Here is a 21,464-nt window from a genome sequence, read left to right as displayed (position 1 = left end):
TTTCTACAAAAAGTGGGATAATAATAATTTATGCTTTCATTAATAAATCAATAAGATTTGGTAAAAAAGTGCACAGCATTGACACAGCGATCACTGGTAAGAATTTCTTTCTAAAAAAGAAATTCTTGGATATTATTCCATACTGAACTTCTTTAAGTTTATAAACGAATCCTATTACCGCTGAATAAAAGAGAATACTGTGAATATCCAAAGTCATATTACCGATTATTGCAATAAAATATTGATTCCCTGGTAAAAGAAATTGTCGCAAATCTTTTGGCAATAACTCAGGCAACTTCCAATGAATAATAATTAACAATAAAATAGTTCCGATACTAACCAACGATGCTTCAGCAACCATTTTCTTATTCTGTTCATTAGTTATACGTCCAGTTACAATATTTTTCACTGAAAAACAAAATGGAATAAAGGAGATAAAACCAAAAAATAATAGTGGAAATCCAATGAGATTTATGATGGCTACTGTAAAAAGTTTCATTTTTCTTCCTCCTTCAACTGAAAAATTTCTTCTACTGGCATTTCAAAATACTGAGCAATCTTTAGTGTTAATTCCAAACTGGGATTGTACTTCATCGTTTCAATCGCAGTCATTGTTTGACGGGAAACATTTAACTCCTCAGCCATTTTCTTTTGAGGAATTTTTTTTGATTCACGGATTGCTCTGATTTTATTATGAACGTTCATTTTTATCCTCTCGATCTTTTTTGTAAAGATATCTTTACATAGAGAATACTCCTTTCTCACAAATAAGTAAAGATATCTTTACAAAAAAAGAACCATCCCTTTTGTGAATGGTTCAATAATCAATATAAAATTATTTTTATATAGAAAGAAAATAACTTCTACAGATACTCAGCGATCCTCTCCTTAATCGCTGAATAATCATACTGCATAAGCTCCAGCTCAGGGATCACCACAAGGTTGTGATATCTGTCTTTGTCTAGATAGATATCCATGGCTCGACTGCAAATAGTAGCATCACCTTTAGGTATTTCATCTTCCGAAATATCATCGCTGATAAACTCAACTTCCCACTCTGGTGCTAAAGCTTCTCGAACTTCTTTTTGAAATTTATAAGGTCTGACTAACATGCCAAATGTAGTCGCAAATCCTCTGGTACCTTAATTCGCATTTGTCGACCAGATCCAAACCACCTTTTTACTCATTTCCTATTCCCCCAATCGAATAATTATTTATCCAATAAATTCCCCAAAATTTCTTTTTCTGCAAATAGTGCTGTGGCTCCACCTGTATGCAGAAAAATCACGTTGCTACCTTGCGGAATCTTGCCTTTTTCAATATAATCCAACATGCCCGCAAAGGCCTTGCCAGAGTAAACAGGGTCTAGAAACAGTCCCTCTTCTCTTGCTAATAGTCGAATCGCATCATTTCCTGCCTCACTTGGCATTTCATAGCCAGGAAGAAAATACTGATTGTCATGCTCAAAGTCTTCAGCTGTTAAGCAAGCCTTTGCTCCTAGCCACACTAAGCTTTCGTTTCCTAATTTCGCTGAACTGTCTAAATAACTGGAATCATGACCGATCACATCAAAAGAGAAAATCCGTATGGGATGATTCAATAATTTCTTTCCGGCGACTAATCCTGCCATCGTTCCTCCTGATCCAGTTGCATGAACCAAGTAATCAAATTCTACTCCCGTATCTGCGGCTTGCTCTGCAAGTTCTACAAATCCATCGATAAAACCGACTGAACCGATCGAACTAGCGCCGCCCATCGAAATCTCGTAACAGTTATGACCTTCTTTTGCTAATTTATCCATATGCTCTCGTGCTAGTTTGACAGAACGAGCACTCATTTCCGCCTCTGTCTCACCAGGATTTTTCAAAATGACATGTACCTCTGCTCCTAAAATTCGATCCAGCAATAAATTACTGCGAAGATCCTGCTCATCAGGTTCAACATAAGCAACCAAATACAAGATCGGCGTCAAGCCCTCTTTGCGACAAGCTTCAACCGTCTGCATCGCATGATTCGACTGAGTCGCCCCAAAAGTAAAAACATATTCTGCGCCTTTTTCTTTAGCATCTCCGATCAGATACTCGAGCTTTCTGATTTTGTTGCCGCCAAATAGACTCTGCCCAGAAAAATCTTCTCGCTTGATAAACAAATTGACTCCTAGCTTTTTAGACAAATTAGTTAACCGATAAAAGGGTGTCGGATAAAAGCCCAATTCTGCTTTGGATTTTTGCTCTAACAGTCGTTTTATACTCGCAGCTTCCATGTTGTTCCTCCTCGCCTAGTTATGTTTTACTACCTATAGTATATAGTACAAATTCTTTCACATGCACTAGAAAAATGAACAAAAAAAGAGTTGACACCCAACTGGATATCAACTCTAGGTATAACCCGTACGGGATTTGAACCCGTGCCTCCGCGCTGAGAACGCGGCGTCTTGACCCCTTGACTAACGGGTTATTTCATATCAACAAAAAGAATTATACTGCTAAACTCTTTTTTTAGAAAGCAATACCCCTTTTATTTCTGAAATTTTTAAATATGTGTTTATTTAATCAATCATGTTGTTTATATAGTTATTACGTGTATAATAGGGTGTGTATTCAAGTCATTGAATTTTTGGAGCATCTTCTCAATGACAATTAAAAGAAAAAACCAATTCATTTTTTCTCACAGAAGAACGAATGCATTACTAGGAGGACCTATGAATCTATCACAAAGGCAAGAGAAAATTATTGAGATCGTCAAACGCGATCAACCGCTAAGTGGCGAAAAAATCGCCGATCACTTAGGAATCTCGCATGCTACTTTACGTACAGATCTCTCCTTCTTAACGATGGCAGGAATTTTGGAAGCAAGCCCAAAAGTTGGTTACACCTACACAGGTGTGGGCATCGAACAATTTCTGTTCGACAAAATCTTTTCTGTCAAAGTTGAAGAGATCATGCTGTCACCTCTGCTAACGCCACAAGACACTTCGATTCATGATGCGATCACTAATATGTTTATGTATGACGTTGGCTCGATTTATGTGACCGACAAAGAACAGCATCTTGTCGGGTTATTGTCGCGCAAAGATTTATTGCGTGCATCATTGAACAGCAATCTGCAAAATACACCAGTGGCGGTCGTTATGACACGTGCACCGCATCTGCAAACATGCACGAAGGATTACACGATCTTAGAAGCTGGCGCAGTCTTACTTGATTATCAAGTTGATTCACTGCCTGTAGTCAGTGAAGACGATCCGAAAAAAGTGATCGGAAAAATTACGAAATCACGTATTTTTAATTATATCATGCAGCAAGCAAAACAAACTGAAACCAATCGATAGGAGCGAAAACAATGAAAACAAGTGTACCATTATACATGATCTCTGATTCAGTCGGCGAGACTTCGCTGAAAATAGTTAATGCCGCAGCAGCTCAGTTCCCTACAGTCAATTTTGATTTGTCTTATCGTTTTCCGTTTACAAAAGATGAAGAAGAATTGAAAAGTATTTTAGGCGATGCCTTGAAAGACAGTGCCGTTGTGGTAACAACCTTAGTCAGCGAAAATTTGACTAAAATTGTCGAAGATTTCGGTGAACGGACAGGTCTGCAATACATTAATTTGATGAGCCAATTCATGGATATCGTTCATCAAAAAACCGGTGTGGCTCCGTTGCAAAAAGCCGGCGTTGTTCACAAACTGAATCAAGAGTATTTCGACCGTGTCGCAGCAATCGAATTCGCGGTGAAATATGATGATGGAAAAGATGCGAAGGGCTTTTTGGAGGCTGATCTTGTTTTGCTGGGTATTTCACGGACCTCGAAGACTCCGTTAAGCATGTATTTAGCGAATAATCGTTTGAAGGTGGCGAACCTTCCTTTAATACCGGAAGTTCCTCTACCTGAACAAATCAAACACGTTCCGAAAGAGAAAATTGTTGGTTTGATGATCGAACCAGAAGTTCAGAAGAAAATCCGTATGAGCCGTTTGAACTCCTTAGGCTTAGCTGAAAATTCACGCTATTCAGATATCAATCGGATCAAAGAAGAAGTAGATTACGCTTTGAGTGTATATGATGAACTGGGTGCCTTTACTCTGGATGTTACTAACAAATCGATTGAAGAATCAGCGACATTGATTTGTGAGCATTTGGATAATCGCTTATAAAAGGGGAGCACGTTATGCTATCAACCCGTGAAAAATATTATCAAATGTTGGAAAAAGAATTTAGTACCAAGGAGGCAATCATGACTGAACTCATCAACTTAGAAGCCATCATGCATTTGCCCAAAGGAACCGAACTTTACATCAGTGATATTCATGGGGAGTTTACCGCCTTTGATCATATCCTGCGCACTGGTGCCGGCAACATCAAAGAAAAAATCAGCCTGCTCTTTGGAGATCGTCTGACGGAGCACGAAAAAGATAAGCTAACAATTTTAGTGGCCTATCCACGTGAAGCATTAGATGATAAAGAGTTTTATGCGTATCGAGATCGCTCTTGGTATCGAAAAAAAATCCGTCAGCTATTAGAACTGCTGGCCTTTTGTTCGACCAAGTATACGCGCTCAAAAGTAAGAAAGGCACTTCCTAAGCGTTATGCCTATATCATTGAAGAATTGATGTACACCGATACGAATTACTCTGACAAGGCAGCCTACTTCGATCAGATTCTTGCCCACCTTTTAGATTTAGAACAAGGTCGGACATTTATTATCGCCCTATGTCAGAGCATCCAACGTCTAGTAGTCGATCATCTCCATGTCGTTGGTGATATCTATGATCGAGGACCAGAGGCGGATAAGATCATGGATAAGCTGTGTCAGCATCCTTCTGTCGATATTCAGTGGGGAAATCATGATATTCTCTGGATGGGGGCTTACGCGGGCTCTCGCGCTTGTTTAATGACTTTATTGCGAATTGCTGCGCGTTATAATTATCTATATGAAATCGAACAGGCATATGCGCTGAATCTGCGGCCGCTTTTCATGTATGCAGAGGAGCATTACGAAAAGAATCCGATTTTCACACCGAAGGAAAAAAACAGCAGTGAAAGTTATTCGATTGAAAGCTTAGACAGCTTAGAGAAAGTCCATCAAGCCTTGTCGATCCTGCAATTTAAATTGGAAGGCCAATTGATCAAACGTCATCCTGAATTTCAAATGGATGATCGGTTGTTGTTTGAAAAGATTGATTTCGATAAAAATACAGTTCATTTAGCTGGAAAGGACTATCCGCTGCAGGGCAGCTGCTTCCAAACCTTGCAAGAGGATGTCCATGCTTTGACTAAGCAAGAAGATTATGTGGTAGATATGCTGCTGGCTTCCTTCCAGCAATCGACCAAAATGCAAGAGCACATGCAGCTGCTCTTGAATAAGGGCTCAATGTATCTTGTATACAATCAACATCTGCTCTTTCATGGTTGTCTGCCGCTAAAAGCCGACGGCAGCTTCCTACCATTGACTGTCGATGGAAAAGATTATGCCGGCAAAGACCTTTTAAATTTCTTTGAAGAGCAAATTCGTACTGGATGTCAAAGTCAGCAAACGGATAGTCCAGATGCTGATTGGATCTGGAATTGCTGGACCGGCAAGATTTCGCCCCAGTTTGGCAAGAGTGCCATGACGACGTTCGAGCGTTATTTCATCGCCGACAAAAAAACTCATAAGGAAATCAAAAACCCTTATTATAAATTTCGTGATACCCATGAGACCTGTCAAATGATTCTAGAGGAATTTGCTCTATATTCGCCAAATTCACGAATTATCAACGGTCATACACCAGTTAAGGTTCAAGATGGCGAATCACCAATTAAGGGTGAAGGGATGCTCTTTGTAATTGACGGCGGACTTTCTAAAGCGTATCAGAAGACCACGGGAATCGCTGGTTATTCGTTACTGAATAATTCCTACGGCTTCCAGCTGGTTACTCATGATCCATTTGAATCCGTCGAAAGCCTATTAGCCAAGCAGGCCGATGAAACTTCCTTGAAACGGGTGATCGACAGAGATCTGAAACGCATCCTGATCAAAGATACGACAGTCGGCGATAGTTTGGAAGAACAGATCGAAAATCTATCTGGGTTGTTGAATTATCAAGAACATAACGACAACTAGCTTACTGTTAATAAATTATTTTCTAAACTTGCTGAAATAGAAAGATAAAGCGGGTGTCATCAACAATTGATGACACCCGCTTTTTTCTGTATAGTAGATGCGAGGTGAAAAAATGGTTTCCGCATATATTAATATCTTTTTTATTTTTGTTTTAATGTTTATCGGCTATGTGCTGACATACAAGCAGTGGTTCTCTAATCAAATCGGCGATGCTTTTTCAAAGCTGGTCTTACAGATTGCACTGCCCTGTAATATGTTTTTGACAATCACGAAAAATTTTTCTCGATCAGAATTTCTGCATCTTGTCAGTGGGATGATCATCCCGCTAATTTCTATGCTGCTAACATTTGTTGTGAGCTTTGCCTATTGTCGCATCTTTCGGATTACTCCTGCTCGTAAAGGAATTTTTTCTACAATGTTCACTTGCTCCAATACGATTTTTATTGGATTGCCGATTAATTTGGCAATCTTCGGTGAACAAGCAGTTCCTTATGTCCTGCTCTATTACATCGTCAATACAACGATCTTTTGGACCTTGGGTATTTATTTTATTGCCCGCGACAATCCTCAAATTGAACAGGCCACAGTCAATTTTCATCTAATACCAATTTTGAAAAAGATTTTCTCTCCAGCACTGTTAGGTTTTTTGCTTGGGTTGTGTGCAGTCTTGGTTAACATTACTGTTCCAGATTCCATTGCAACCTTTTTAAGCTATCTGGCTAATTTAACGACACCCTTATCAATGTTTGTCATCGGGATCATCGTCTATAATGTGGGAATCAAAAATCTGACTTTAAATAAAGACATTATTGGTGTCATCGTTGGTCGATATGTTATCTCTCCGTTAATTGTATGGTTATTAGGACAATGGATCAGTGTACCGCCTTTGATGCTCTCTGTCTTTATCATTCAAGCTGCGATGCCGGTTCAAAACTCTGTCCCCATTCTGGCACGTTCCTATGGTGCCGATCAGAAGTTCGCGGCTTCTTCATTGGGTTATTCAGTGCTATTATATCTCGCGTATATTCCATTATTATTAAAATTGATACTATAAAAGCCTTCGAGCGCAAACTCGAAGGCTTTCTATTATTTCGTAATAATTTTATCGATACTTGCTAACGCATTTGTCATACGAGTGATGATCGCTAATTGATTCAAGCGATTATCGCGTACTTTTTCATCTTCTACCATAATCATGGTTTCATTGAAATATCGTTCAATTACTGGGCGCAAATTCGTCAAGGTTTGATAGTTTTCAGCCATGCTTTGGTTTGCGAATTGATCTTCGGCCTCTTTCACCGCCTCGTACAATTCTTTTTCGGTATCATTTTCAAACAGCTTAGGATCGACCTTGTAGGTAATAACATCTGGTTCCATTTTCTTCGTTAGGTTAATTACACGTGTCAAAGCTTCCATCGCTTCTTTAAAGTGCTCATCGGTCAAATGCTCATCAAAGATTTGAGCTGTCTTGAAAACTTGGACTAAATCATCTTGGTGTGAATCCAATACCGCATCGATAATATCATGCCGGACATTGTAGATTTGCAGCCGTTGACGGATACGTCCCTTAAAGAACTCAATGAATTCTTTTTGATCGCGGTTGAAATGGATTCCATAATCCAAAACATCCTCGTTGACAGCGTCGACGATCGCCCCTTGCATATCGGTGAACGGGAAGGTCCAGCCTTGTGCTTCGACAATCCGGACAATTCCGTATGTTTGACGACGCAATGCGTAAGGATCATTTGAGCCGCTTGGAATCATTCCTACAGCGAAGAAGCCTAGTACGCTGTCAATCTTGTCAGCGATCGCTAAAACTGCACCAATCGCTGTTTTTGGCAAATCACCTTCTGAAGAAATCGGCATGTAATGCTCACGAATCGCGGTGGCAACGGCAGGTTTTTCCCCTTTCAGCAAGGCATATTTTTCACCCATGATCCCTTGTAATTCTGGGAATTCATTCACCATATTCGTCACTAAATCGAATTTATAGATTTCTGACGCCCGCTTCAAATCAGTTAATTCTTCCTCGCTCAAGCCAACACGCTTTCCAATGACTTGACTGATTAAACCGACACGCTGCATTTTTTTATACATGCTACCGATTTTTTCGTGGAAGGTTACGTTCTTCAATTTTTCAACGCAGTCTTCAATCGATAATTTCTTATCTTCTTCAAAGAAAAATTCACCGTCTTCCAAACGTGCAGCCAAGACTTTTTGATTTCCTTTGATGACGTTATCTAGTTTCACACTGTTTCCGTTACGAACAGAAATGAAGTGCGGCAATAGCATTCCCGCTTGGTTGCGAATTTCAAAGTAACGTTGGTGTTCCTTCATGGAGGTAACCAGCACTTCTTCAGGAACCGATAGGAAACGCTCTTCGAAATCGCCAACAAATGCGGTTGGATATTCCACTAAGTTCGTTACTTCTTCTAATAAATCAGGATCAAGATTGATCACCCATTTATTTTTCTCAGCGATTTCTTCAATTTGGTTTACGATCATCTGTTGACGCTTGTGAGCATCTGCAATCACAAATTGTTCTTCTAATTTTGCTTCGTATTCGCTTGGATTGGCTAATGCAACTTGATCACCTAAGAAACGATGACCTTCTGTTATGCGACCTGTTTGAACATCCAGTAATTCAAATGGAATTACTTCTTCATCCAACAATGCGATGATCCAATGAATCGGACGAACGTATTCAAACATCGTATCGCCCCAATGCATCATGGTTGGGAAATTCATGCTCTTCACAACATCTAATAAGCCAGTCAAAACTTCTTTACTTTCTTTTCCATGAATATATTTTGTCACATAGACATATTCCACACCATTGACTTCACGGAAAGTGATTGCATCAGTTGTTAGACCTTGTCCGCGGACAAATCCTTCTGCTGCTTTGCTCCAATTTCCTTCCGCATCTAACGCGATTTTCTTTGCTGGACCTTTGACTTCTTCTTGCACGTCTTCTTGACGATCAGGAATATTGGTTACTCGGATCGCCAAACGACGAGGAGTTGAAAAGGTTTCAATGGATTCGAAGGTCAAGCTGTTCTCTGCTAAAAACTTCGAAACTTTTTCTTCTAGTTGTTTGATACTTGGCCAAACCACGTGGGCTGGCATTTCTTCTAAACCGATTTCTAATAGTAGATTTTTCGCCATCTTATTTGCCCTCCTGATTCAATAATGGGAAGCCTAGTTTTTCCCGTTCAGCCACGAATATCTTCGCAACAGAGCGAGCCATGTTACGGATACGAGCCAAGTAGCCCGCACGTTCAGTGACTGAAACAGCCCCGCGTGCATCCAACAGGTTAAAGGTATGGCTGCATTTCAAAATGTAATCATAAGCTGGGTGCACTAGATTTTCATCAATACAGCGTGTCGCTTCTTTTTCAAATTTTTCAAAATTCTCTAAAAGCATATCTTGATTACTTTCTTCAAATGAATATTTTGAATGCTCATATTCTGGTTGCTTAAAGATTTCGCCGTATTTAACGCCGTCGCTCCATTCTAAATCATACACACTGTCGACTTCTTGAATATAAGAAGCTAAACGTTCCAAACCATAAGTCAATTCAGAAGTCACTGGGTTGACCTGCAAACCGCCAACTTGTTGGAAATACGTGAACTGAGTAATTTCCATTCCATCAAGCCAGACTTCCCAACCAACACCAGCACAACCCATTGAAGGATTTTCCCAGTTGTCTTCTACAAAACGGATATCGTGCTCTAACGGGTCAATTCCCAATAAACGTAAGCTGTCTAAATACAACTCTTGGATATTTTTGGGAGAAGGCTTCATTACTACTTGGAATTGGTGATGCTGATATAAACGATTGGGATTTTCGCCGTAACGTCCATCAGCTGGACGACGTGAAGGCTCTACATATGCCGCACGCCATGGTTCAGGTCCGATCGCCCGTAAGAAGGTGTAGGGACTCATCGTTCCCGCTCCCTTTTCTGTATCGTAGGCCTGCATCAGCATACAGCCATTGTCTGACCAAAACTTTTGTAACGATAAAATCATTTCTTGCACCGTTAATTTGCTCATTTTGTTTCCTCCTATTTTTATTTATTGAAGTTTATTGTCTTTTAGCTTGCAGGGTGGCTAGCTCATTTGAAGGAAATTCATTTTTCCAAAAACAGGAAAAATGAGCTTATTTTCGTACGCATACCATTGCACTAATAACCTTGATCACAAATTTGTTCAAAACCATTGTTTTCTTCTTTCACCATATAAACTGCGAAAAGTGCAACTGGCAACTCGCAAAAAAACGTCCCTATGCCGAAATAATCGACATAGGGACGTATCAACGCGGTTCCACCCTACTTCCAAGCAGTTGCTTGGCAGCTTTCACTAAATGTGCTCACAAACGCCAACAAAATTTGTTTCCCTTTCAGGCTTCCACTATCCCTGACTCGCTGTGTTTTCCACAAATTTTTAAATTTGATCCTCGCACCTATTCAACTTGGTTCTATAATAGCGACACCAGACCCCTTTTGTCAAATCTTTCTGTGTACATTGGTTAGCAAATTCAGTTCCAATCGAAAATGAATTCCTTAAAATGGCTAGTCAAAAGGAATCGCTTGAAAAATCCCATCCTTTAATTGCATCGTTTCTGTGAAACCGATCGTTTTTAATAATTCAACCGTTTCAGGAAAATGACACGTCAAGGTCGATGTTTCATGACTATCGCTGGTGATAATAATCGGACAGTCTCTTTTCTTTAAAAGCTTCAGCAGGAAAGGATTGGGATAAGGCGTCGTACGCCAATTCCGAGAAATTGCCCCCGTATTGATCTCCACCATTCCATCATAGCTTTGAATAATGTCAATCACATCATTCAGAGCCTTCGAAGCAATCGCCTGATATTCCACACTGTCTTCATCCAGCCAAGGCTGCTTTTCATTAAATTTCGTAATCAAATCAAAATGACCCACGATTTCCGAATGATTCTGATCAATATGTCTTACCACCGTATCATAATAGTCATGCACCATCTGCATCTGATCACCTCGATACCACTCATTTAAGGTTTTCATCAAACTTTCCGGACTTTCATCCACGCTGCGAAAAATCCCTTGACGTGGTGGAAAATAATGTACGGAGCCAACCGTATAATCATAGCCATCAATTGGATCGGCACTGTAATAATCCCATTCCAAGCCTAAACTGATATTTAGCTTTCCCGCTAATGTTTTCTTGAGATTGCGCAAAGCAGTTTGATACGTCACTTCATTCTGTACCCCAAGACAGCTAGGATCAAACAGGGCCGGTGAGTGACAAGTAAATCCCAGATCCGTAAAACCTAATTCAATTGCGGCTTGTGCCATATCTTCTAAACTATCTTTGCCATCGCACCACGTACTGTGAGTGTGCGCATTTGAATAGAACATCGCTGAACCTCCTAAATTTCGGATTTTACTGCATCCGTTCCTGTTTGACTTTTTTATCAACAACGTGGCGATTTTCCAGCTCTTGGCGTACTTGTGACAAATCGATTCCCATCTCCACCATTAATACAAGAACATGATACACCAAATCAGAGATTTCAAAAACAGTTTCATTATAATCTTCCTTCATGGCGCCGATCACGACTTCCGTTGATTCTTCTCCAACTTTTTTCAGAATCTTCTCGATACCTTTTTCAAACAGGTAACTCGTATAACTGCCTTCCTGTGGTATCTCTTTACGTCCTTTAATCAATTCGTACAACGTATCTATCGTTGCCTGCGTATCTTCACCGTATAATACTTCATTGAAGCAGCTTTCTGCACCAGTGTGACAAGCCGGACCATCTTTTTTGACCTTCGCAACCAGCGCATCCTGATCGCAATCCAGCTTCAATGAAACCAAATGCTGATAATTGCCGCTGGTCTCGCCTTTACGCCATAATTCTTTACGACTGCGAGAATAAAAGGTCATAAGCTGATCCTTTAATGTTAATTCATAGCTTTCTTGATTCATATACGCCAAAGTCAATACCTCATTGGTTTCAGCATCTTGCACGATCACAGGGATTAACCCTTTTTCGTCAAATTTTAGTTCAGTCATCATATGCCCCCTAAACGATCCGGACAGGAATATCTGCCGCCATCAATTGTTTTTTCAAATCTGGAATTTTTACTTCGCCATAATGGAAAATCGATGCAGCAAGCCCCGCCTCAATTTTTGGCAACTGAAATAACTCAATAAAATCTTCACTTTTTCCGGCACCACCAGAAGCCACGATTGGTAATGCTGTGATTTCACTAACGGCTTGCAACAACTCCAAATCAAATCCCTGCTTCACACCATCGGTATCCATACTGTTGATGACTAATTCCCCCGCGCCTAACTGCTCACCCTGACGAATCCAGTCTAAGGCCTCTAATCCCGTATCTTCTCGACCGCCCTTAGCAAAAATATGCCATTGATCGCCAACGCGTCGAATATCCACAGATAAGACGACGCACTGACTGCCGTAGCGTTTTGCACCTTCTTCAATCAGCTGCGGACGTCGAATCGCGCCTGAATTAACGCTGACCTTATCCGCGCCGCAATTCAAGACCCGTTCAAAGTCAGATACCTCATTAATTCCACCGCCAACAGTTAGAGGGATAAAAACTTCTGAAGCGACACCTTTTAAAATATCAGTGAACAAGCCGCGTTCCTCTGCTGAAGCTGTAATATCATAAAAAACCAGCTCATCTGCTCCTTGTTCATTGTAAAAACGAGCTAAAGTCACGGGATCATTGACATCTTGCAAACCAGCAAAATTCACACCTTTAACCACACGCCCATCTCGAACATCTAAACATGGTACGATTCTCTTTGCGATCATTGGTCATCCTCCTCACCGACTGCTAAAACATCCTCTAGCTTTAAGCTACCATTGTATAGTGATTTTCCGACAATCGCACTGGAAATTCCCAACTGCTTCAAGCCTTCAATATCCTTTAGTGATGCGACACCGCCAGAAGCCACAATTTCGATATTCAACTGATTGAGCTTTTCATATAATGGCAGATTGATTCCCTCACCAGTACCATCACGAGAGATTTCAGTAAAGATAATCGTTTCAGCGCCCCATTCAACAAGTTGCTGACAAAATTCAAACGCATCTGTCTCCGTTTTTTCCAGCCAGCCTTCGACTGCGACCTTTTCATCTTTCGCATCGACACCGATCGCGATTTTACTTCCGTACTTTTTCAGCATCTCTTGAGTGAAATCGGGGTCCTTTTGCGCGATCGTACCAAGAATCACTCGGTTGACACCTGCGGACAAACAATGCTCAATAGTTTCCTCGTCACGGATTCCTCCACCAACTTCTACAAATAAATTTGTGTTTTCAACGATTTTTTTAGCGATTCCAAAATAGTGCAGCTTTCCGGCCTTAGCGCCGTCCAAATCAACAAGATGCAGATACTTAGCACCCGCTTTTTCAAAAGATTGAGCAAAAGCCACTGGATCATCGCCAAATACCTCTTTTTGCTGATAATCACCTTGATATAAGCGCACAACTTTCTCATCCAAAAGATCAATTGCTGGGAAAATTTTCATACCGGTACCTCCGTAAATGCCTTTAGAATATTCAAGCCGACTCCTCCACTTTTTTCTGGGTGGAATTGGGTACCGAAGACATTTTTATTTTGTACGATCCCTGGGATAGAGAGTCCGTATTCGCTGTCGGCGATCAGATGCTCTTGACAATCCGTTGCAAAGTAGCTATGAACATAATAGACAAAATCATTAGCACCCAATGATTTAACCAACGGACACTCTGTATTTCGTATATCTAGCTTGTTCCAACCAATCTGTGGAACTTTTAGATCGATATCCATTTGATCAAATGCTTCACGCATTGAGACAATTCGCCCAGGAATCAAGCCTAAACCAGGATGCTCTCCAAACTCTTCACTTTTATCAAATAAGAGCTGCATCCCTAAGCAAATCCCAAGAAATGGCTTGCCAGAAGCTGCCAGCTCCTGAATCGGCTCAACTAAAGACAATTCTTCTAGTTTTTTTCGTGCATCGCCAAATGCTCCAACCCCCGGTAAAATGATTCGATCAGCCGCTTTCAATTCATTTAATGAACGTGTAATCTGACATTCTACTCCCAAATACTCCAATGAGCGCGACAAACTAAAGAGATTGCCGACACCATAATCAATAATTGCTAGCATAGGCTTCCCCCTTAATTGATCGTTCCTTTTGTTGATGGAATCTCATCTGGTGCTAATTGATTGATTGCTACCGCATCACCTAACGCTCTTCCAAAACCTTTGAAACAGGCTTCCACGATGTGGTGGCTATTCTTACCAGCAATTTGGTGCAGATGAATCGTCGCACCTAGTTCTCGGGCAAAAGCGATAAAGAATTCCTCAACTAACTCAGTATCAAATTGCGAACCGATTTTTTCGCTGGGAATATCCAGCTCGACCACAGCCATCCCACGTCCGCTGATATCAATCGCTGACATCACTAAAGCTTCATCCATCGGTAATAGCATACTGCCATAACGTTTGATGCCTCGACGTTCGCCAAGACTTTCAGAAAAAGCTCGACCTATCGCGATCGCCACATCCTCAGTCGTGTGGTGAGCATCAACCTCAATATCACCATCACATACCAGTTCCAGATCAAAGCGTCCATGGCGAACAAATAATTCCAACATATGATCTAAAAAGCCCACACCTGTTTTGATCGTTTGTTGTCCTGTACCATCAACCGTCAGAGCCAGTTGAATCTTTGTTTCAGATGTATTACGTGTCACTTCTGCTTTTCTCATGCTTTCACCTCTTCTAGTATTGTTGATAATACTTTAACTAGCTGCTCCATTTGCTCCTGGGTTCCCACAGTGATCCTTAAATAATCCTTTGTACGCGGCTGATTAAACCAGCGCACTAAAATTTTCTTTTCTCGCAAAGCCTCGAATAATTTTTCTCCAGTAATTTGCGGATGTTTTGCAAACAAGAAGTTTCCCTGACTATCTGTTTGTTCAAAGCCAAGCTTTGTCAGCGCCTGCTTGCTCCATTCTCGAACCTGAATTGTTTCTTGAATTTTTTGATCTACGTATTCCTGCTCCTGTAAAACTGCGCCGCCAGCTGCTTGAGTTAAGCTATTGATATTGTAAGGATTTAAACTGAAACGTAAGCGATTCATATCTGCTATCAAATCCGTATTCCCAACGCCAAAGCCTAAACGTGCTCCCGCCAATTGACGGGATTTTGAGAAGGTTCCTACCACAAATAAATTCTGATATTTTTCAATCAAAGTCACCATTGAAGCTCCGCTAAAATCAATATACGCCTCATCCACAACAACTAAGCGATCTGGATGACGCTCTAAAAAGGCGCAGATTTCTGCTTGTGACAAATAGATGCCTGTTGGCGCATTGGGATTGGCAAAAATCACTGTGCCGGCCAACGCATCGTATTCCTTGAGCTCTAGCGTGAAATCATTATTCAACGGAACAACGGTTGAATCAACTTTATAAAGAGCGCTATATACCTGATAAAAACCATAGGTCACATCTGGAAAAGCGATGCCTTCTTCAGTGAAGCCTTGAAAAATATACGAGAGCACCTCATCACTACCATTACCAAGGAAAAGCTGCTCCTGCTTCACACCTAAATGCTGTGCTAACGGTTTTGCTACAGCTTCGACGGTAATATTTGAGTAACGGTTTAAGCTTTGTGACACCTCAGCAACTGCTGATTCCACGCTGGGGGCCGGCGGATAAGGACTTTCATTTGTGTTTAATTTAATGAATTCTCCCTCGTTTACTTGTTCTCCTGGTGTATATGGAGTAAGATCCTGATATTTTTGATTTAAAAATGTCATGCCTATTCACCTCTTCGCACTTTCATGGATCGCGCATGGCCGATTAAATCTTCAGTCTCCGCGAATAGTTCAACTGCAGAGGCTGCTTCTTTCATAGCCTCTTCGGTATAATACAGGTAGCTGCTCTTCTTTATAAAATCATCCACCGATAATGGCGAATAAAACCGAGCTGTTCCTTCTGTCGGTAAGGTATGGTTCGGTCCCGCAAAGTAATCCCCTAAAACCTCTGGAGTGTGATGACCTAAAAAGACGCTTCCGGCATTTTCAACCCTTCCTAACAAAGCAAACGGCTCTGATACAGATAGTTCCAAATGCTCCGGCGCGATTTGGTTAGCGATAGAGATCGCTTCTTCCAAATCTTTTACTAAAATAATTTTCCCTGTATTCTCGATAGCTGCTCCAGCGATTTCTTTACGCGGCAATACCGCTAATTGCTGCTCTAATTCTGATTGAACTTTTTCAATCAGTGTCTCTTCTGTCGTTACCAGAATTGCTTGTGCTAGTGTATCATGCTCCGCCTGCGCTAAAAGATCGGCTGCAATCCAGCGAGGATTTGCGCTATGATCAGCAACGATCAACACGTCACTCGGTCCGGCGATCATATCAATATCAACTTCGCCATAAACCATGCGCTTGGCCGTGGCAACATAAATATTTCCCGGTCCCACAATCTTATCTACCTTCGGAATCGTCTCTGTGCCATACGCAAGTGCCGCTACACCATGTGCTCCACCTACTTTGTAAATTTCATCTACTCCAGCAATAGAAGCAGCCGCTAAGATAGCTGCTGGAACATTTCCTTCACTATCTGTTGGGGTCATCGTGACAATTTTCTTCACACCAGCGATCTTAGCCGGTAGGACATCCATCAAGACGGTACTGGGATAAGCCGCCGTTCCACCAGGTACATAGACTCCGACACGTGCTAAAGGAATGATCCGCTGCCCCATCACAACACCATTTGGTTCTGTTGAAACAAATCCTTGTCGTACTTGTTTTTGATGGAAGGATAGAATATTTTCTTTCGCCTGCTCCATCACCTTTAATAATTCTGGCGATACTCCCTTTAAGGCTGCTTCGATCTCGCTTTCACTGACTGCTAATGTATCCAAAGTGACATGATCGATTTCTTTGATTAATTGATAAAGGGCTTGATCTCCATCTTGTTGTACGCGTTCTATAATTTTTTTGACCACCTCAGATACATCCGCAGTCTCAGAATACTTTCGTGCTAAGATATCGGCTAATTGATCCGTTTGAGTTGAATACACTCTCATAGTTGCTTCCTCACCTTCTCGATCACTTTTTGGATTCGTTCTTGCTTAAAGCGCCATGTCGCGTTGTTAATGATCAACCGAGCAGAAGATGGCGCAATGTCTTGAATCACCTTCAAATCATTTTCTTTTAAGGTCGTGCCTGTTTCGACAATATCGACAATCACGTCGGATAACCCTAATAATGGAGCTAATTCGATCGAACCGTGTAAATGAATCAATTCTACAGACCGCCCAATCCCTTCATAATACTCACGAGTGATGGTCGGATATTTTGTTGATACACGTAACGGACGTGAAAAATCTTCTTCGAAATCATTATGCGCAGCAACCGCTAATCGGCAGACACCCATATGTAAATCCAAAAATTCAATAACGTCTGCTTTGTTTTCTAATAGAATATCTTTTCCTACCACGCCGATGTCCGCTGCTCCGTGCTCCACATAGATTGCTACGTCACTAGGCTTCACTAAAAAGAAACGTAATTTATTAACCTCATCACAAAAAATCAGTTTGCGATTGTCTTCAAAGACACCTTCAGCTGCCACTCCGGCCTTGGTGAACAGATCATACACCGCATCTCCCATTCGCCCCTTAGGCAGAGCTACATTCAAGTACTCTGAACTTTGATTATCCGATGGTAGTTTTTGCCCGACATGATTCAGCTTTAATCCAAAGCCAATCGCACCTTGACGCTTTCCTTGACGACTCATTAAACGGTCGTAACGTCCGCCATATAAAATTGTTTCCCGCGCTTCTTTAATGAAGCCTTGGAACAACAATCCACTATAATAATCCGCATCATTCATGATCGAAAAATCTAATCGCAGACGAATTTTCTCTGATAAGTCTTCTTTCTGCAATGCTTTGTATAATTGTTTCAATTCTTCTAATCCAGCCTGCGCTTCAGGATAAGACGCCAACAAAACTTTGGCACGCTGATATTTTGTTTCAAAATCTCCTGATAAACGAACCAATTTGGCTAAGTTGTCCGCTTCTTCTTTTGATAATCCTGCTTTGGTTGTCAATTCATCCATGCCATGAGAACTTTTATCTCGCAGGCAATCCAAGACCTTTTGGCGATCCTCAATTGAAAAACGATCACAAATCCCATTGATGATTCCCATATGTGAAAGATCTAGTGTTCCTTCACCAACTTGTGCCAAACTTTCCCAAGCAAGCTTTAACATTTCCAGCTGATCATCCCAAGTAATTTCATCAATGATTTCTAGACCGATCTGATAAATTTTCTGGTACTCGCCTGCCTGACGATCATGGCGATAGACATCTTCTACATAATAGACCTTTCGTGCTTCGCCATCTGGTGTATTTTTAGCAATTGACAACGTCACATCCGGCTTCAATGCCATTGTCCGACCGTCGTTTCCAGTAAAAGTAATGATGGAGGAATTTCGCAAAAAATTGTAATTTTGCTGATAGTCACCATATTCTTCAAAGTTGTTTAAGTGATAAGGTTGAAAATGATGCTGAGTATATAACTTTCTTAATTTCAATTCGATTTGCTCTTCGGGTCTTAATACTTCCCATAATTCTTCCACACTTATCACTCCTAAGTCATTTTTATGTATTTAATTTTCTTTGCAGAAAATTAAGTTTGATTTTCCTACCGTATACCATTCAGCTAAACAGTTCGAGCTTTATTTTGCCCTACTTTGTTGTATTCAGACCAGATGCCACACTCTGCGAAAAGCTGAACTGGCATCCTAAGTCAATTTATGTAATCATTTTTTCAAGTTCATAAAAAATGAAGTTGATTTTCATCTCGCATACCAGCTCGACACGTATTCTTAGTTTATCTGATATATCCTTAGTGTTTTCTAACAATATTAATCGTTTTGCCATAAATTAGCAATGGTAATCTGTGAATGAGCGAACATTTTGCAGAGTAAGAAATAAAAGATTTGATTTTTTCAGCAAACTTTTCTGATATACTTTTCTTAACGAGAAAGTTAGAAAACTAAAGGAATGAAAAATGTGGGAAAACTAGGTGAGCATAAAAATGATCTGGAGATTTCTAATGATGAGTAATACCCGAAAATCAAGAAAAACGAATTTGTATTTCGTATTTCTCGTTTTGCTCGTAGGTGGACTGTTATCCGATTGGTCACATGAGCTGTATACAAATGGCTGGTCTATTAAACCCTTATTTAACATACTCACTGTTACCTTATTCTTAATCGCTTCCTACTTCATTGAAACCAGAACCTCTTTATCTGATAAAATCCGGACTTTCTTTTATTTCGTTTACTTTCTGTTCATCGGTACATTTGCTTCGGTAATCATTTATCAGAACCAACCAAATGGACAGATGATTTTTCTTTATCTTTTCTTGTCCTTCACCGGCAGTCTGATTTGGCTGTTCTTCTGTAAACAGTTAAAGACAAAAAAATAAGCCGTAGTCCTGAATAGGTTCTACAGCTTATTCTGCGTCTTTAGGTATTAATACATCTTGCCATTCGCCCATTTGATCAATAAACTTTTTACTCTTCAAATGCAGGCCAATATATTCTTCGTATAATTGATCCAGTGTTTGGCGGATCGCTTTTTTTGTCTCCGGCTTTAGATTGATCGTATTGATATTTTCATAGGTTACACTGTTAAACAAGCGGATAAAATAGATTGCTCGTGGGTCAGCATGATAACGATGCTGATCTAAATGCCAGTGATCTTGGCAAAGAATCCCATTGTACTTCGAGGAGAAATCGAAGGCGCCGGTTTTCTTTCCGCACACTCCACAAGCCTGCCAATTAAGCGAAACTCCGAAGCGCTGCATGATTTGAACTTCAAAAATATTCATGATCGTCTCACCATCTGCACCTTCATCCATTCGCTGCAATGCTTCTCGAGTGAACCCGTACAAAGCCGGATCATACACATGATCTTCAATCGCTGCATCCGTTAAACCTAAGATATAGGAACCATAAGCATTCAAAAAAATATCCTCTTGAAGCTTTCGCATAGGATGGATATCTTTGGCACTATTTAAGAAAGAAAGGCCATCCGTTTTCAAATTCCCGATAAATACCGCTTCAGTAAAAGGCTGAACCGCTGTTTGCAAGGGGTTGTTCGCACGATGAATTCCCTTTGCAAAAAACATGACCTTCCCAGCCGATTCCGTGAAGATCTTGATTAGCTTGTCTTTTTCTTTATAATCCCGACTAAATAAAATGATGCCTTTGGTTTCACCAACCTGCGCCATCCATACGCACCTCTCTTCGATAACATCTAACTCAGTTTAACAAAAGTCTATCTAAACATCCTGCGAAAAGCAGAGCTAACAAAAGCTCCACGAAGAAATCGTGAAGCTTTGTTTATTAATAGTCGTCTTTACGGTAACCGTAGTCTTGGAGATAAGTTTGTTTATCGCGCCAATCCTTTTGGACTTTAACCCAAAGCTCTAAGTATACCTTGTCAGCTAAAAGCGTCTCAATATCCTTGCGGGCTTGTGTACCGATATTTTTCAGCATCTTCCCGCCTTTTCCGATAATGATACCCTTTTGGCTTGTCCGTTCGACAATGATCGTCGCTTGGATATGAACCTTGTCATTCTCATCCCGTTTCATTGATTCCGTCACGACAGCCACTGAATGCGGAACTTCATCACGCGTTAAGCTCAATACTTTTTCACGAATCAGTTCAGAAACGATAAAATATTCTGGGTGATCGGTAATTTGATCGTCTGGGAAATATTGTGGACCTTCATCCATTTGATCGACTAAAACATCTAGCAAATGCTCGACATTGTTGCCTTCTGTCGCCGAAATAGGGATGATTTCTTTAAACTCCATGATTGTCCGATAGTCATCAATGATCGTCAATAACTCGTCTGGATGGATCGTATCAATTTTATTGATGACCAAGTAAACAGGCACTTCCTGTTTGCTTAATCGTTCCAAAATGAAGTCATCACCGCGTCCACGTTTTTGATCTGCACTAACCATGAAAATGATGGCATCCACTTCACGCAAAGCGCTATAGGCCATCTCTACCATGTAATCGCCTAAGCGATGCTTCGGTTTATGAATACCTGGCGTATCGATAAAAACTATTTGTGCTTCCGGTGTTGTATAAACACCTTGAATTTTATTTCTAGTGGTTTGTGCCTTATCGCTCATAATCGCGATTTTTTGACCTACGATGCGATTTAGTAATGTTGATTTACCAACATTTGGTCGACCAACAATCGCCACAAACCCTGATTTATGTTCTGACATGTAAAAGTTCCTTTCTGAACCT

The 21,464-nt window shown here is 40.7% G+C and carries 22 protein-coding genes and 1 tRNA gene; 5 read left to right on the top strand and 18 right to left on the bottom strand.

Annotated features, from left to right (window positions below):
- Nucleotides 1-28: 28 nt before the first annotated feature.
- The 5 genes from OMU_RS18300 to OMU_RS18280 all read right to left on the bottom strand — a co-directional run bounded on the left by OMU_RS18300 (nucleotide 29) and on the right by OMU_RS18280 (nucleotide 2,456).
- A complete protein-coding gene (locus OMU_RS18300) occupies nucleotides 29-499 on the bottom strand; it encodes a hypothetical protein (RefSeq protein ID WP_016181343.1) in 471 nt (156 codons plus the stop codon).
- A complete protein-coding gene (locus OMU_RS18295; protein WP_016181342.1) occupies nucleotides 496-705 on the bottom strand; it encodes a helix-turn-helix transcriptional regulator in 210 nt (69 codons plus the stop codon). The genes OMU_RS18300 and OMU_RS18295 overlap by 4 nt, the downstream gene beginning before the upstream one ends.
- 158 nt (nucleotides 706-863) lie before the next feature.
- A complete protein-coding gene (locus tag OMU_RS18290) occupies nucleotides 864-1,112 on the bottom strand; it encodes a hypothetical protein (RefSeq protein WP_016181341.1) in 249 nt (82 codons plus the stop codon).
- Nucleotides 1,113-1,210: 98 nt separating this feature from the next.
- Nucleotides 1,211-2,263, bottom strand: coding sequence for a 1-aminocyclopropane-1-carboxylate deaminase/D-cysteine desulfhydrase (locus tag OMU_RS18285; protein ID WP_016181340.1), 1,053 nt, complete (start codon nucleotides 2,261-2,263; stop codon nucleotides 1,211-1,213).
- Nucleotides 2,264-2,384: 121 nt separating this feature from the next.
- A tRNA-Glu gene (locus OMU_RS18280) sits at nucleotides 2,385-2,456 on the bottom strand.
- Nucleotides 2,457-2,701: 245 nt separating this feature from the next.
- Here OMU_RS18280 and OMU_RS18275 point away from each other — a divergent pair.
- From OMU_RS18275 to OMU_RS18260, 4 genes are all read left to right on the top strand, one after another.
- On the top strand, nucleotides 2,702-3,331 hold the full coding sequence (locus OMU_RS18275) for a helix-turn-helix transcriptional regulator (RefSeq protein WP_016181339.1): 630 nt from the start codon (nucleotides 2,702-2,704) through the stop codon (nucleotides 3,329-3,331).
- An 11-nt stretch (nucleotides 3,332-3,342) separates the two neighbouring features.
- Nucleotides 3,343-4,155, top strand: a complete 813-nt coding sequence (locus OMU_RS18270; protein WP_016181338.1) for a pyruvate, water dikinase regulatory protein — start codon at nucleotides 3,343-3,345, stop codon at nucleotides 4,153-4,155.
- Nucleotides 4,156-4,169: 14 nt separating this feature from the next.
- Entirely contained in the window at nucleotides 4,170-6,104 is a 1,935-nt protein-coding gene (locus OMU_RS18265) for a fructose-bisphosphatase class III (RefSeq protein WP_016181337.1), read from the top strand.
- Between the two features lie 112 nt (nucleotides 6,105-6,216).
- Nucleotides 6,217-7,158: an AEC family transporter gene (locus tag OMU_RS18260; protein WP_016181336.1), complete on the top strand. Its 942-nt coding sequence runs from the start codon at nucleotides 6,217-6,219 to the stop codon at nucleotides 7,156-7,158.
- Nucleotides 7,159-7,190: 32 nt separating this feature from the next.
- Here OMU_RS18260 and glyS read toward each other — a convergent pair whose 3' ends face one another.
- The 11 genes from glyS to hisG all read right to left on the bottom strand — a co-directional run bounded on the left by glyS (nucleotide 7,191) and on the right by hisG (nucleotide 18,766).
- Nucleotides 7,191-9,269: a glycine--tRNA ligase subunit beta gene (gene glyS / locus OMU_RS18255; protein ID WP_016181335.1), complete on the bottom strand. Its 2,079-nt coding sequence runs from the start codon at nucleotides 9,267-9,269 to the stop codon at nucleotides 7,191-7,193.
- A 1-nt stretch (nucleotide 9,270) separates the two neighbouring features.
- Nucleotides 9,271-10,158 carry a glycine--tRNA ligase subunit alpha gene (gene glyQ, locus OMU_RS18250; protein ID WP_016181334.1) on the bottom strand — a complete coding sequence of 296 codons (888 nt, stop codon included), beginning with the start codon at nucleotides 10,156-10,158 and terminating at the stop codon, nucleotides 9,271-9,273.
- Between the two features lie 518 nt (nucleotides 10,159-10,676).
- Nucleotides 10,677-11,504, bottom strand: a complete 828-nt coding sequence (locus OMU_RS18245; RefSeq protein ID WP_016181333.1) for a histidinol-phosphatase — start codon at nucleotides 11,502-11,504, stop codon at nucleotides 10,677-10,679.
- A gap of 25 nt (nucleotides 11,505-11,529) precedes the next feature.
- Nucleotides 11,530-12,162 carry a bifunctional phosphoribosyl-AMP cyclohydrolase/phosphoribosyl-ATP diphosphatase HisIE gene (gene hisIE / locus OMU_RS18240; RefSeq protein WP_016181332.1) on the bottom strand — a complete coding sequence of 211 codons (633 nt, stop codon included), beginning with the start codon at nucleotides 12,160-12,162 and terminating at the stop codon, nucleotides 11,530-11,532.
- Nucleotides 12,163-12,172: 10 nt separating this feature from the next.
- Nucleotides 12,173-12,931, bottom strand: a complete 759-nt coding sequence (hisF, locus tag OMU_RS18235) for an imidazole glycerol phosphate synthase subunit HisF (protein WP_016181331.1) — start codon at nucleotides 12,929-12,931, stop codon at nucleotides 12,173-12,175.
- A complete protein-coding gene (gene hisA, locus OMU_RS18230; protein ID WP_016181330.1) occupies nucleotides 12,928-13,650 on the bottom strand; it encodes a 1-(5-phosphoribosyl)-5-[(5-phosphoribosylamino)methylideneamino]imidazole-4-carboxamide isomerase in 723 nt (240 codons plus the stop codon). Before hisA ends, hisF begins: the two co-directional genes overlap by 4 nt.
- Nucleotides 13,647-14,273 carry an imidazole glycerol phosphate synthase subunit HisH gene (gene hisH / locus OMU_RS18225; RefSeq protein WP_016181329.1) on the bottom strand — a complete coding sequence of 209 codons (627 nt, stop codon included), beginning with the start codon at nucleotides 14,271-14,273 and terminating at the stop codon, nucleotides 13,647-13,649. The genes hisA and hisH overlap by 4 nt, the downstream gene beginning before the upstream one ends.
- A gap of 11 nt (nucleotides 14,274-14,284) precedes the next feature.
- Nucleotides 14,285-14,878 (bottom strand): imidazoleglycerol-phosphate dehydratase HisB, encoded by a 594-nt coding sequence (gene hisB, locus OMU_RS18220; protein ID WP_016181328.1) that lies wholly within the window; start codon nucleotides 14,876-14,878, stop codon nucleotides 14,285-14,287.
- A complete protein-coding gene (hisC, locus tag OMU_RS18215) occupies nucleotides 14,875-15,933 on the bottom strand; it encodes a histidinol-phosphate transaminase (protein WP_016181327.1) in 1,059 nt (352 codons plus the stop codon). The genes hisB and hisC overlap by 4 nt, the downstream gene beginning before the upstream one ends.
- 2 nt (nucleotides 15,934-15,935) lie before the next feature.
- On the bottom strand, nucleotides 15,936-17,210 hold the full coding sequence (hisD, locus tag OMU_RS18210) for a histidinol dehydrogenase (protein ID WP_016181326.1): 1,275 nt from the start codon (nucleotides 17,208-17,210) through the stop codon (nucleotides 15,936-15,938).
- Nucleotides 17,207-18,766, bottom strand: coding sequence for an ATP phosphoribosyltransferase (hisG, locus tag OMU_RS18205; protein ID WP_016181325.1), 1,560 nt, complete (start codon nucleotides 18,764-18,766; stop codon nucleotides 17,207-17,209). Before hisG ends, hisD begins: the two co-directional genes overlap by 4 nt.
- A gap of 461 nt (nucleotides 18,767-19,227) precedes the next feature.
- Between hisG and OMU_RS18200 the strand changes: the two genes are divergently transcribed.
- The gene (locus tag OMU_RS18200; protein WP_248620891.1) at nucleotides 19,228-19,620 is read left to right on the top strand and encodes a hypothetical protein; all 393 of its coding nucleotides are present in this window, start codon (nucleotides 19,228-19,230) and stop codon (nucleotides 19,618-19,620) included.
- A gap of 27 nt (nucleotides 19,621-19,647) precedes the next feature.
- On the opposite strand, the gene recO is transcribed toward OMU_RS18200, so the two are convergent.
- Both recO and era read right to left on the bottom strand, forming a co-directional pair.
- A complete protein-coding gene (gene recO, locus OMU_RS18195) occupies nucleotides 19,648-20,427 on the bottom strand; it encodes a DNA repair protein RecO (RefSeq protein ID WP_016181323.1) in 780 nt (259 codons plus the stop codon).
- 115 nt (nucleotides 20,428-20,542) lie between these two features.
- A complete protein-coding gene (gene era / locus OMU_RS18190) occupies nucleotides 20,543-21,442 on the bottom strand; it encodes a GTPase Era (protein ID WP_016181322.1) in 900 nt (299 codons plus the stop codon).
- Between the last annotated feature and the right edge of the window lie 22 nt (nucleotides 21,443-21,464).

The sequence above is a fragment of the Enterococcus avium ATCC 14025 genome (assembly GCF_000406965.1).
GTDB classification, from domain to species: Bacteria; Bacillota; Bacilli; order Lactobacillales; family Enterococcaceae; genus Enterococcus_A; species Enterococcus_A avium.
The sequence above is the reverse complement of the archived record's forward strand: the minus strand, read 5'-3'. Positions and strand labels throughout refer to the sequence as shown.